Raw genomic sequence first — 13,836 nt, 5'->3', positions numbered from 1 at the left:
CTATACCTCCTTAAGTGTTTCACCAATATTATATCCTCTCCTTACCAAAAAATCAATATACGTGATACATTGTGCTGCATTAAAATCAAATTACAAGGAATAAAGCAACTTTACAGATACTTCTCAAACCACTGCAGCATCTCATCGTAGTAATGCTGTTGCTGCTTAGGATGAGACGGCTGCTCATGCGCTACGTGCGGATAAAGCACCATCTTTACAGGAAGATCCGGGTGCAAATCCTTCACCGCCACAAAGAGCTGGTGAGCGCCTTCTACCGGTGTACGCAAATCATCAGTTCCATGGAGAATCAAAAGCGGCCTGTCAATACGCTCCGCATAGGCAACGGGAGATTCTTTCAGCTGGTTAACCATAAACTCTTCGAAGCTGTCATAATCCTTGCTGCACCCTTGCATGTCACTGCTGGCGTAGCTAATCATATGATTTGAAATACTCCGCTGTGTAACATAGGCTTTAAACCGCTTACTATGAGTTGCCATATAATTTACCATATAGCCTCCATAGCTTCCTCCTGTCACACCGATTCTTTCCGGATCAATCCAAGAAAACCTCTTGCAGGCTTCGTCCACAATCTGAAGACAATCCTCATAAGCCCTGTTGTCATAAGCCTTTTTAATATCTCCGTGATTCATGCCATAGCTTGAGCTTCCTCTCGGGTTGCAGTAAATCACCGCATAGCCTGCTCCTGCGAAGCACTGGTGCTCAATAGTAAAGCCGTAGGTATAAAACGGATGCGGTCCGCCATGTACATACAGAATCGCCGGATACTTTTTAGAAGCATCCAGATTTTGAGGCGGCATGACCCACCCATGTACACGACTGTCTCCATCCAGTGTATCCACAAAGAACTCCTCCGGCTGACTGTAGTTCACTGCATCAAGTAGCTCCTGGGCAGACTGAATACCGGTCTCAGTACATACGCCGGTTGCCAGTTCCAAAATCTGATATCTCTCCGGTACCGTCTCCTCACAAACCGCAATCAGAGCCTTGCCGTTCTGAATGCTTGAAATACCATGGACGACCTTCTTCCCGCTTTGTATTACGCGGGCTGCACCGCCATCAACCGGTACACCGTAAAGCCGGCACTGACCTTGCCAGCCTGCGTGGAAAAACGCTTCCTTTCCATCTTCACTGACCTGCAGCTTGTCAAAACCCCAACCGCAGAAAGCATTATACGGAAACTGTACGCACTGCAAGCAATCCTCGGAAGGTTCGAAAATACACTGATATCCGCTTCCATCTGTTGCGATTTTATAAAGGTACACATCCGGATAGGTTATTTCGTCTGATAGTTGTATATCATTTGGCATTTCCAAACAGCCTGCGATAATATATTTTCCGTCAGGTGTTGCCACCGGTCTAACCGGATTCGGGTAGGAAACCAGCCATAAATCCTGCGTTAAACGACTGATTTTGCCAACCTGTGCCGGTTCTTTTGCTTCAATCCGAAGAAGATCCATGCCCAGAAGCTGTTCTTTATCACGAAATCTACTGCTTCCACAAATTACAAAGCTTCCATCTGCCGACCAGTTATGGTGCATATAGTCAAAATCCCCGTCTGTAAGCTGTGTGGTCTTTCCCGTCTCAATCTCTGTCATGTAAAGATGCATATGACTATCCGGGGTATAAAATCCAATACCGTCAAATTTATACCCAAAATCCTCTATTACAATTGCCTCATCCTCATATTTGCGCTGCGGGCTGCTGCCTGCCGATGGAGAAGCAAACAAAATTCTGCTGCCGTCCGGTGACCAGATTGGCTCCATGACAGGCGTTTTCATAGAAGTAACCCGTCTAACTGCCTCAGTTTCTAAATCACAGATATGAATTTGACGTCCTGCTTTTGTAGAAGAAATAAACAGCAGCAATTTTCCATCGGGACTAAAAGCAGGGCTCCCCTCACCGCCTCCTCCGGCTGTAATCGTTTTTTCGGTCCCATCTGCCAGGTTTCTCAGTTTGACAGCTCCTTCTACCGCATATGCGATCAAGCTTTTTGATTCTAAATAATCCGCTCCGGTAAATCTCTGAAGCTCCAGACAATCTGCAAATTTAGAAGTTCTTTTACTCATGTTTCCCACCTCCGCACAAATATGTGGTAAACCAGTCTGTCATCTCCGAAAGATGCCTAATCTGATTATATAGTTTTCCAATTCTGTCTACGCCGTGATTTTCTGTCGGGAACATAACAAGACGCACCGGAATTCCAGGATTTCTATCCTTCATCGCAATAAAAAGCTGTTCTGCCTGCTCAAAGCTGCAGCGGTAATCTTTATAGCCGTGCAAAATCAGAAGCGGCACTTTCATGTTGTCGATATAGGTAATCGCATTCCCTCTTGCTCTATCCAAAAGCTCATCCAGCATTTTCATGCCTTCCCAGTTCGGTCTTGCTGAAATGAATCCCATATCACCTGTTCCGTAAGAAGTTGACGGATTAATCAGTGAACGCTGCGTTACTGCTGCTGCAAAATGGTTTGTTCTGCCAATAAATTTATTTGTCATATATCCGCCATAGCTGCCTCCGGTTACACCGATTCGCTTTTCATCGATGAAGCCCTTTTCGCAGGCTGCCTGCACCACAGCAATCAAGTCGTCCATGGCTTCCTTCGCCCAAGCGATTCCGCCTGCACAAAAAGCTCTGCCATAGCCGACGCTGCCCCTTGGATTTGCAAAAATTACCGCCATGCCGGCAGCTGCCAGAGCGTGAAACTCATGCCAGTATTCTGCTGTAAAGGTACATTCCGGACCGCCGTGAATATAAAGCACCGCCGGATATTTCTGTCCCTTTTCCTGATTTTCCGGGTGCATCACCCAGCCTTGCAAATCAGCCTTTCCGTCAAAGGATTTCACAGAAAGTTCCTCTGTCTTTGGCAGTTCATAATCAGAAAGCCAAGGATTCGCATCAGTTAGCCTGTGTGCCTCCTTAGTGCCTGCCAATTTGACATAAGCTTCTGCCGGTCCTTCAAAATTTGCCATTAAATATACCAGACTTCCCTCCTTTGCTATCGCAAATTCGTGAATGCAGGTTTCTCCCGCTAAAATCAGTTCTACAGGTTCTTCAATCCTGTGTAAGTTCTTTCTGTACAAGCTTTCTCTTCCGCAGAAAGTTGACAAAAAGTACAGATAATCATCCTTCGCACAGTCAAAATAACTGCTGCTCTCTCCATATACTGAACGTCCCACAGGAAATCCATTGAGTCCATGGCAAAGCTGATCTTCTTCCTCCCCGATTACGGCTCTTGTTTTATTGTCTTTCAGACTGTATGCATAAGGCAGTATGATGGTACTTCCATCTTCCAGCATCGGACAGACAGCGAACACAATTTCTTTGCCATCTTCTGAAAAAGCCGGACAAGTATCCGCATAAACTCCGATGTCATTTGTCAGCTGCTTTGGCTTCCCTCCCTGAATATCACAAAGGAATAGCTCCGCTTGCCGTCCCTTTGCACCTGTATGGGGATATCCATAGAAAGCGGCTGTACTGCCATCAGGTGAAATCTGTGGATACACATATTCCAATCCATCTACGGTCAAAAGTTCCTGCGCTCCGCTCTCAATATCCAGAACTGCAATCTTCGGCAGCTGACCTTTTCGCATGCCATACCATTCATCCATTTTGTAGGTCAAATCGGTGATTTCGTAAGGACTGTATTCCACTTCTTCTTTCCACGCAGTCTTCTCTTCATCTGACATGATGACAAACATGGACGCATCGTCAACCTCCTGCTGCCATAAATCAATTTCTAAAACAGCCTTTTTCCCATTTCTCGACAAGCTGTAACGATTGACTCCATGTCTTGCAGATGTCAGCATTTCACAACTTTGTGTTAAAATATTATACTGATATAACTGTCTCTCGCCGCTTGCATCAGACAAATAAAGCAGCGTATCGTCGTCTAAAAACTGCGGCTGACTGCAGCTGCCTGCAAGCTGTAAAACCTGCGGAGCGCTGTCTTTCAAATCCGTCAGGTGGATTTGCCCGGAAAACAGCCCAGTTTCTTCATCCCCTTTATAATTGACCCAGGCAGCCAGGCTCCCCTGTGGATTTACTGCAATCCCTGATAGATAACGGATATATTTCATATCATCAGGTTGAAATTGTTTCTTCATAAAAATTCTCCTTGCATAGCGTCAATTCACTTTACTTATTGACACAATAATAGCATATTTTAAACATTTTGTCAATATAATTCCACCTTATTGTCACCTTTCCCAGGAAAATATCTAAAAATAGGGCTGTCCATTTCTGGCACAGCCCACTAGGAGGTAATTTATTTATTTTAACTTATTGCTTCTTCTCCAGATACCCATTTTCTCCGCCTGAGAAATCAGGTCTTGCCGAAAATCCGGATGCGCTACGGAAATCACTTTTTCTGCCCTTTCCCAAAGACTTGCGCCTGCCAGGTTAACCATTCCCTGTTCTGTCACCAGATAGTAAGCGTGACTGCGCGGGTCTGTCACTACATCGCCTGCGCCAAGAGATGGCACAATACGGGATTCCAACAGCCCTGTCTCCTTATTCACATAGGTCGACGCCATACAGAGAAATGCCTTTCCGCCCTTTGACAGGAATGCCCCATACTGAAAATCCAACTGACCGCCGGTTCCGCTGATTTGACGAAAACCTGCCGTCTCAGCGCAGGTCTGTCCGAACAAATCCGTCGTAAGGCAGTTATTGATAGAGACCATATTATCCTGCTGTCCTATCACCTGAGGTAAATTGGTATAATCCACCGGATAGCTGGCAAGCCCCGGATTTTCAGCTGCCCACTGATACAGTTCTTTACTTCCCAGACAAAAGCTCCATACACCTTTACCCCGGTTCAAATTCTTACATCGGTTAGTCAGTTTTCCGCTCTTATAAAGATCCAGATATGCGTCGCACAGCATTTCCGTGTGCATGCCCAAATTCTTTACATCGGACTGCGCAATCAGTTTGCCCACCGCATTTGGCGTTCCGCCGATTCCCAGCTGCAGCACTGCGCCGTCACCGATTTCCTCACAAATATACGCTGCGATAGCGCTGTCCGTTTCTGTAGGCGCTGCTGCTTTCAGAACAGGAAACGGCTCGTGCTCGCCTTCTATAATATAATCCACCTGAGAAATATGGATACATTCCTTTTCGCCGCCGTAAACCCGCGGCAGACGCTCGTTGACTTCAACTACCACCGTCTTTGCCTTTTCCAAAATCGCATAAGCCGCTGAGTTCGTCAGTGAAAAGTTAAAGTACCCGTGTCTGTCCATCTGCGAAACCGTGATACACGCCACATCGACCTTCAGAAAATCTCTGTAATATTTGGGCTGACTGCTGTAGTTCATTGGAATATAACTGCACAGTCCCTGATCCGCATATTTTCGTTCCAGCCCGGAAAGATGCCAGCTGTGATAATGAAAGGTACTGCTGCAAGGATCTGCTTCCAGTGTTGCCAACGGTTTCAGCAGCATGGCGCCGCGAATCTTTACATTCTGCAGTTCCTCCTTTCGCTCTGCCAGGGCTTCATCAAAGAGATATGGAATCTGAGAAATCATTCCATAGTCTATCCAGTCCCCGCTCTCCACCAAAAGAGCTGCGCTCTGCGCGCTGACTTTCTTTCTGCTGTACTCTGTCTGTAATAGCATTATTTATCCTCCCCGGCAAGTCTGACAAGCTCCTTATAGCGTGCTTTGGCGTCCTTCTCCGCCTGTGCAAAGAGACGCTCTGCGTTTTCAGGAAAAGCTTTATGTAAGGAGGCATAACGATTTTCCCCTTCCAAAAATTCTTGGTAGTTCAAGGAAGGTTCTTTGGAGTCCAGACAGAACTTGCCGGTTTCTTTGTGCGGATTGTATCTGTACAGGAACCAGTAGCCTGCATCTACCGCACGCTTCATTTCTTCCTGGGCTTTGTCCATACCTATTTTCAAGCCGTGATTAATGCACGGCGCATAGGCAATAACAATGGACGGACCGCAAAAGTGTTCCGCTTCGTCGATGGCTTTCATCAGTTGGTTCGGATCTGCGCCCATAGCTACGCTGGCAACATAGCAGTTGCCCTGAGACATCATCATCCGTCCTAAATCCTTCTTAGCAGATTTTTTGCCTGCACTCTGAAACTGGGCTACAGCGCCAAGAGGCGTCGCTTTGCTGCTCTGTCCGCCGGTATTGGAATAAACTTCCGTATCCACCACAAAGACATTGATATCTTCGCCCTGGGCGATCACATGATCCAGTCCGCCAAATCCTATATCGTAAGCCCAACCGTCGCCGCCGTACATCCAGACAGTTTTTCTCGCCAGCTGATCTTTCGCACCGATAATCTGTTCTTTTAAAACTCTGCTGCGGCCTGTCAGCTCTGCCGCCTCAAGGGCTCCCAGCAGTTCTTTCGCTGCATCCATAGAAGCGTCCACATCGTCAAAGGTATCAAGCCATGTCTGAATCGGCGCATCCAATGTGTTTTCCAGTTCCATGAGTTCGCTAATCCACATGCGCACCTTGTTTCTCTGCTGCTTCATAGACAGCAGCATGCCCAGCGCAAATTCCGCATTATTTTCAAAGAGTGAATTACTCCATGCAGGACCTCTCCCTTCCGCATTTACCGTATATGGAACCGATGGCATTGCGGCGCCCCACGCCTGGGTACAACCTGTGCCGTTTGCCCAGTACATTCTGTCTCCGTAAAGCTGCGTCAAAAGCTTCGCATAAGGGGTTTCGCCGCAGCCCGCGCAGGCCCCGGAAAACTCGCACAGTGGCTGTTTAAACTGGCTTCCCTTGACGGTATTTTTTGCAAAACAATCCTTCTCCTTTATAGTAAGTCCGTATTCCCACTGCGGTGTTACAGCCATGTCAGCAGGCGCAGAACACATCTTCAAAGCCTCCCCTTTCTTCGGGCAGACGGAAACACAGCTTCCGCAGCCAGTGCAGTCCATATCGCTGATCTGCATGGAAAAATACATAGGCGCTTCGCCCTTTACACCCTTTGCTAAAGCAATCGCAAAGCCTTCCGGCGCAGCCTTTTTTTCATTTTCATCTAAAAGATATGGTCTGATAACACCGTGAGGGCATACGTAAGAGCAGCGGTTGCACTGGATACAGCTTGCGGCGTCCCAGAGAGGAATCTTTGCTGCAATACCGCGCTTTTCGTAAGCGGTCGTTCCCATAGGCATGGTGCCGTCCTCGTAGCCTTCGAAAGTAGATACCGGCAATGTGTCGCCCTTCTGCCCGTTGATTGGCATCAGAATTTCTCTGATAAATGACGGCAGCTTGGTCGCATCAACGGGAGTTTTCTCTGTACCGGCATTATCACTCAACTTTACAGCCTGTACGCACTGCATACCTGCATTGATGGCCTGCAGATTCTTCTGCACCACTGCTTCGCCCTTCTTCGCAAAGGATTTCCTTGCAGCTTCTTTCATCTGGTTCAGCGCCGCTTCCTCCGGCAAAATCTCCGCCAGCTTAAAGAATGCCGCCTGCAAAACCATGCTGATTCTGCTGCCAAGACCCAAACTTTCTGCAATACCGTTTGCGTCTATGATGTACACCCTTGCGCCCTTGTTCAGCAGAGTTTTCTTAACTTCCTTTGGTAGATTTTTATCGGTTTCCTCTACACTCCAACGTGTATTGAGAAGGAAAATGCCCCCCTCTTTCAACTCTGTCACGATGTCATACTTATCTAGAAAAGACTGATTGTGGCAGGCGATGAAATCCGCTGATTTCACCAGATAAGTGGACAGAATCGGCTCGTTTCCAAAGCGAAGATGGCTCTTGGTGATCCCGAAGGATTTTTTCGTATCATATTCAAAATACCCTTGGGCATACATCGGTGTATTTTGTCCGATAATTTTAATGGAATTCTTATTTGCACCTACCGTTCCATCACTGCCCAGCCCCCAGAATTTACACGCTTTCGTGCCTTTGTCTGCAATCTGAAAACTCTCGTCAACCGGAATGGAAAGTCCGGTCACGTCGTCCTCTATGCCCACAGTGAACTCTTTCGCAGGGCAATCTTTCACAAGATGGTCGAAGACCGCTTTTATCTGCGCCGGTGTTGTATCCTTAGAAGAAAGGCCGTAACGTCCGCCGCAAAGATACGGTTTCTGCTCTTCATTGGCAAAAGCACCGCAAACAGTTAAATACAGAGGTTCGCCCATAGCGCCCATTTCCTTGCAGCGGTCCAGCACAGCAATTTTTTTCACCGTCTTTGGCAGCGCCCTCAGAAAATATTCTACGGAAAACGGATTGAACAGATGAACCTGCAAATATCCGACTTTTTCACCGCAAAGATTCAGGGCTTCTACAGTTTCTCTCGCTGCGCCGCTGACGGAGCCCATAGCTATGATGACACGCTCTGCGTCCTTGGCGCCGTAATAGTTAAACAGATGATAGTCCTCTCCTGTGATTTTGTTGATTTCTGCCATATATTCCTCTACAATAGCAGGAACATTGTCATAGGCCTTGTTGTTGGCTTCACGGAACTGAAAGTATACGTCCGGATTTTGCACTGTGCAGCGCAGGGTCGGATGATCAGGGTTGAGGGCTTCTTTCCGGAACTGCGCCAGCGCTTTCCTGTCCAGCAGCCGGTCAAATTCTTCATAGGAAATTGCTCTGATTTTCTGGATTTCGTGGGAAGTTCTGAAGCCGTCAAAGAAGTGCATAAACGGCACTCTGCTTTTAATCGCTGCCAGATGGGCGATTCCCGCGAGATCCATGGTTTCCTGCACACTGCCCGATGACAGCTGGGCAAAACCTGTCTGTCTGCAGTTCATCACATCACTGTGGTCGCCAAAGATAGACATGGCGTGAGTCCCCACAGTACGTGAAGCGACGTGAAGCACGCCCGGCTGTCTGGTGCCGCTGATTCTGTGCAATGCCGGAATCATCAGCATTAACCCTTGGGAAGATGTAAAAGTCGTTGCAAGGGAACCTGCTTCCAGCGCCCCATGTACTGCGCCCGCTGCACCTGCTTCCGACTGCATTTCCACCAGGGTTACCGACTGCCCGAATAAATTCTTTTTTCCAAGGGCTGACCACTGGTCGGTCTTTTCCGCCATCGGTGAAGAGGGTGTAATCGGGTAAATGGCTGCAATTTCCGAAAAAGCGTAAGCCGCATAAGCTGCCGCCTCATTTCCGTCTGCTACCATGATGTACTGTTGTTTATCCATAGAAAAAATCCTCCTTAGAAGTATTGATTTCACACTTTTCTTCTATGGAGGATTTTACCATCATTCGAATTATTCATAAAACGGTAAAAAGTCATATTAAAAATTCTATTATAGAATATTTTGTTTTTTGTCTTCTTCATCGCAAAAGGTCTGCACATAGGCAAAGAGCTCCGTTTCAAAGGCTGCTGCCGCAGCAGTTTGTTTCTCCCCTTCGCTTTCCTTTTTCAAAAAGAACAATTCCCATGTATCGTCGCAATCCTGCAGCTGATAAATCTGCAGACTGACATTGCGGCCAATAGAGTCTGCCATAGAGGGCGTACAAACAGCCCAGTAATCGGTTCCATCCAGAAACGGCACAATTCCCTGCACCGTGTTCAGTTCCAGTCTGCTTTCACTTTTACCGGAAAACCAGCTTTGCCGCCAGTGCTTCATACTGCGGAAATTACCACCGGTAAAACGGATTTCTTTCGCCGGATCCAGCTCCTCAGGTGAAATAGACATAATCTCACCTTCCTTTGGATTTTCGCAGTAGCGGATAATACAAAGCTTCTGCCTGCTGATACACTGCCGCTGTATTCCCGCCCGCTCCGACTCATAGGCTACAATTCCATAATCCAGCGTGCGGTTTTCGAGCATTTGATAAATCTGATCGGAATTGTAAATACTTGCCACGACGCGAATATCTGCATGGTCTTCCAAAAACTCCTTCAAAAAAGGCGCAATAAATCCGTAATAGGAGCTTTCACTGATTCCCAGCATAATGGTAGAAAGAGAAGAATTTTTCAGACTCTCCGTCTCCTCAAAGAGATTTTTCCACCGCTCAGCCACGGAAATAAACTGCTCCCCCTGTCTGGTCAGCAAAATCTCACGACGCCCCTTGGTTCTTCGAATCAGCGTGCAATTCAGTTCTTCCTCCAAGGCGGCAAGCCGCTTGCTCACAGTGGACTGAGAAAGATACAGCCGCTGGGCAGTCTTTGTGATATTTCTCGTACGTACTAAATCAAGAAATATTTCTATGGTTCTGTAGTTCATAGTCTGTCTTTCCAATCTAAATTTTCATTTCATGCGCTGTGGCTTTTCCAGTTCATTATACACCAGAAAGGCAATTTAGTTCAATCGACAAATCTGATTGTGCAGTAATAAAAAACACCTTGCCATGTCATTCTTTCATGATATAATAGATTTAACAGGAGGTGAACATATGCCGCTATTTATATTAGGACTGGTCTTTGCGGTCGGTTTATTTATCTACTATATGGTTTCTACCAGCGGAAGTGGTCAGGACAATACGCCCAGCAAAGATCCCTACGAAAAAACGTCTCAAGCCTCTGACTTAAAAAAAGAAGGTAATGTCATTTTTCTTCCAACCGATATTGAAAAAGCCAAAAAAGAACATCGAAGGAAGCAATAAATATCGAAAAAATAAACCTCTGCCCGCATATACTGCTGCAGAGGTGTTTTTATGTCTAATTACAATCGTATCGAAAAATCTTTTTCAAAAGCACTGTGTCTTTCTTACAATGTGCTTCCAAAGCTTGTCATCATGAGCGACTGCCACCGCGGCACAGGAACCTGGGCTGATAACTTTCTCAGAAACAGACCCATCTATACTGCTGCGTTAAAACACTACTATCAAGAGAATTTCACCTACATAGAACTTGGCGATGGTGATGAACTGTGGGAAAACCGCCGATTTGCCGACGTCTATAATACCCATCAGGAAATCTATCAGATTCTGCAAAAATTCCACGATGAGAGCCGTCTCTTCATGGTCTTTGGCAATCACGACCGAGTCAAAGAAAACGGCGCTTATCTGTGGCGGGGCCTTTCCGGTGCTATCCCTTTTTATGAATCCATCATCGTGGAAAGCCCCGGTATGCCTCCTCTTTGCATGTTTCACGGATATCAGGGCGATCATATGAACGACGAACTTTGGAAAATTACTCGCTGGCTGGTGCGCTACCTGTGGCGTCCTTTAGAGCTTCGCGGTGTTAAAGACCCTACCAGTGCTGCAAAAAACTACACCAAAGTGCGTAAAATCGAAGAGAATTTCATCAACTACAGCTGCAGAAAGAAGTGCATTCTCATTGCAGGTCACACCCACAAACCTGCTCTAATGAAAACCGACTGCGGCATGTATTTTAACTGCGGAAGCTGTGTTCACCCTTCCGCTATCACCGCCATAGAAATTCAGAACCACACTGCAAGTCTGGTCAAATGGTCTGTCTGCGCAAACCCTGATATGGTGCTTTACGTCTGTCGGGAAACATTAAAAGAAGTGCACCTTTAATGCTGTGCACTTCTTACTTGGTTATTAAACTATCAGAAAATCAATCTGTCTTTCTTCCGGGTTTGCCGCCAGCACCTCTATGGTAACCCGGTCTCCCAGGGCATAAATATTGTGACTGAGTCTGCCGATAACCCGATATTTTCCCGGCTCGTAATCGTAATAATCATCACGCAGACTGTCAAGGCGCACCATACCCTCCACTGTATTAGGCAACTGCACATAAATGCCAAAATTAGTCACGCCGCTAATGACTCCTTCAAAGCTTTCTCCGATGTACTGCTGCATATACTGCGCTTTTTTCATCTTTGCAACTTCTCGCTCCAGACTCTGCGCTTTTCGCTCAGTCAGTGACGCAATTTCTGCCGCAGCCTGCGCGTCAGCCTTATATTTTTTCAGCTTCTGCTCATCTGCCCTGCCGCAAATAGAGTCTTTAATAATTCGGTGAATACAAAGATCTGGATATCTTCGAATCGGTGAAGTAAAATGACAGTAATACGGAAAGGACAATCCAAAATGTCCCTGACAGTCGGTGCTGTAAAATGCCTTTTTCATAGAACGCAGCATGACAGTGCTGACGATATTTTCGTAAGGCATGCCCTCCACTTTCTGTAGAATATCATTGAGAGCCTTCGGATGAATGTTGTCCGGATTTCCCGGCAGATTAATTCCAAAGCCAGCAAGGAAAGCTTTCAGCTCTACGATTTTGTCTGTGTCCGGTTTTTCGTGAACACGATAGACGAAAGGATATTCCATCCAATAAAAATGCTCCGCTACAGTCTGATTGGCCGCCAGCATAAACTCCTCAATGAGTCTGTTGGCAGTGCGCCTCTCGGAAATCCCGATGGCCACCGGCACTTCCTCTTCATCCAGTTCTATTTCCGCCTCATCAAAATCAAAATCTAAGCTGCCCTTTTCCTTTCTCTTCTTTCTGAGAATTTCTGCAAGGCTTCCCATAGCAAGAAGGTCGTCGTAAATATCCTCATATTTTTTAATTAACGCCTCATCTTCATGCTCCAAAATATCCGAAACATCATCGTAGACCATTCTCGCCTTGGAACAAATAATGCTTTCAAATATCTCATAGTGCACTACGCTGCCGCTCTCATCAATTTCCATCTGACAGGTCAGGGTCAGCCTATCTTCACCCTGATTCAGACTGCAGATTCCATTGGAAAGCACCTTAGGCAGCATGGGAACTACTCTGCTTAAAAGGTACACACTGTTGCCCCGTTTTAATGCCTCCCGATCAAGATGACCGTCCGCCGCCACGTAGTGACTGACATCAGCGATATGGACGCCTAAAAGATAATTGCCGCCGTCAGTGATCTCTATAGAAACACCATCGTCCAAATCCTTTGCCGACGCACCGTCTATGGTAATAATCGTTTTATCCCGCAGATCCCGTCTTCTTCTAATTTCCTCTGCAGTAATCTCCTCCCTGGACTTTGCCTTTGCCTCTGCATTGACCCTGCTTGGAAAAGTCTCATAGAGACCGCTTGCTCGAATCAGCGCTTTGATTTCGCCGCCTGTCTCTCCAAAGCGTGAAATAATCTCAGTGATTTTTCCTTCTGCACTGACATTTTTCTCAGGATACTTAGTAATCTTTGCAACTACCTTATCTCCATTCTGTGCACCTCGAAAATCCGATTTCTTTACAAAAACATCATCATTATTTCTCTTATCATCAGAAACCACGAATCCAAATCGCTTATTCTTTTGAAAAGTTCCTACAACTTCTGTATTGCCTCTCTCTAAAATTTTGTCTACAATGCCTTCTCTGCTTCTGGTTCTAAACTGTTCCGGCAGCAAATCAACAGAAACAGTATCGCCGTGCATGGCGCCGTACATATTGCTTCTGCCAACAAAAATATCTCCGCCCTCTTCCTGACGGACAAATCCAAATCCCGATTTTGTTTTTTCCAGTACACCGGTCAGTTTCTCAGTCCCCGGTGTATAAAACTGTTTCTTTCTTCTTTTTCTCATGGTTCTATTGTATATGAAAACTCTTCTCATTACCAGAACAAATTCAAAACGCAGGGAATTTCCCTGCGCTTTGCCCTTCACCTTTTCAGGCGAAATTCCTTTGGTTATTACTCGGCTGTCTTTGCATCGTTGTCACCGCTGCCGTCCCTGCCGTCTGTTCTTGCTTTATCGCCGCCGTCAGGATCTAAAGCGTCTTCAACATCATCTACCGCATCGGATGCGCCATCTTTCATATCATCGCCTAAATCCTCAACGTCATCTTTAACGTCATCGGCACCGTCCTTGACATCCTGTTCCATATTGTTAGTCGGGTTGTCAGAAACGTTGTCATTATTGTCGTCACTTCCGCAGCTGGTAAAGACTAGAACAGTCACCAGTAATAAAGCCATTAGAAAAAATCTGGTCTTTTTCATG

Annotated in this window: 9 protein-coding genes; 2 read left to right on the top strand and 7 right to left on the bottom strand. The window is 46.3% G+C overall.

Features of this window, described 5'->3' with window-relative positions; translation table 11 throughout:
* Positions 1–110 precede the first annotated feature (110 nt).
* From V1225_RS08525 to V1225_RS08505, 5 genes are all read right to left on the bottom strand, one after another.
* The gene (locus V1225_RS08525) at positions 111–2,087 is read right to left on the bottom strand and encodes a S9 family peptidase (RefSeq protein WP_338546089.1); all 1,977 of its coding nucleotides are present in this window, start codon (positions 2,085–2,087) and stop codon (positions 111–113) included.
* Positions 2,080–4,125, bottom strand: coding sequence for a S9 family peptidase (locus V1225_RS08520; protein ID WP_338546088.1), 2,046 nt, complete (start codon positions 4,123–4,125; stop codon positions 2,080–2,082). Before V1225_RS08520 ends, V1225_RS08525 begins: the two co-directional genes overlap by 8 nt.
* A 165-nt stretch (positions 4,126–4,290) precedes the next feature.
* Entirely contained in the window at positions 4,291–5,634 is a 1,344-nt protein-coding gene (locus tag V1225_RS08515; RefSeq protein WP_338546087.1) for an acetyl-CoA hydrolase/transferase C-terminal domain-containing protein, read from the bottom strand.
* Entirely contained in the window at positions 5,634–9,149 is a 3,516-nt protein-coding gene (gene nifJ, locus V1225_RS08510) for a pyruvate:ferredoxin (flavodoxin) oxidoreductase (RefSeq protein ID WP_338546085.1), read from the bottom strand. Before nifJ ends, V1225_RS08515 begins: the two co-directional genes overlap by 1 nt.
* A gap of 108 nt (positions 9,150–9,257) precedes the next feature.
* On the bottom strand, positions 9,258–10,181 hold the full coding sequence (locus tag V1225_RS08505; RefSeq protein ID WP_338546084.1) for a LysR family transcriptional regulator: 924 nt from the start codon (positions 10,179–10,181) through the stop codon (positions 9,258–9,260).
* Positions 10,182–10,350: 169 nt separating this feature from the next.
* On the opposite strand from V1225_RS08505, the gene V1225_RS08500 reads away from it, so the two are divergent.
* Together V1225_RS08500 and V1225_RS08495 are read left to right on the top strand one after the other, a co-directional pair.
* Positions 10,351–10,560 carry a hypothetical protein gene (locus V1225_RS08500; protein WP_160200774.1) on the top strand — a complete coding sequence of 70 codons (210 nt, stop codon included), beginning with the start codon at positions 10,351–10,353 and terminating at the stop codon, positions 10,558–10,560.
* 51 nt (positions 10,561–10,611) lie between these two features.
* Positions 10,612–11,439, top strand: a complete 828-nt coding sequence (locus tag V1225_RS08495; protein WP_160200773.1) for a metallophosphoesterase — start codon at positions 10,612–10,614, stop codon at positions 11,437–11,439.
* A 24-nt stretch (positions 11,440–11,463) separates the two neighbouring features.
* Here the strand turns inward: V1225_RS08495 and rnr are convergent, their stop codons facing one another.
* Entirely contained in the window at positions 11,464–13,422 is a 1,959-nt protein-coding gene (gene rnr, locus V1225_RS08490) for a ribonuclease R (RefSeq protein WP_338546083.1), read from the bottom strand.
* A 107-nt stretch (positions 13,423–13,529) separates the two neighbouring features.
* Complete coding sequence (locus tag V1225_RS08485) at positions 13,530–13,835, bottom strand: hypothetical protein (RefSeq protein WP_160200771.1); 306 nt, start codon at positions 13,833–13,835, stop codon at positions 13,530–13,532.
* Position 13,836: the final 1 nt, after the last annotated feature.

The organism is Emergencia sp. JLR.KK010, assembly GCF_037018265.1.
In the GTDB taxonomy this organism is placed as follows: domain Bacteria; phylum Bacillota; class Clostridia; order Peptostreptococcales; family Anaerovoracaceae; genus Senimuribacter; species Senimuribacter intestinalis.
This window is presented reverse-complemented; position numbering and strand designations above follow the sequence as displayed.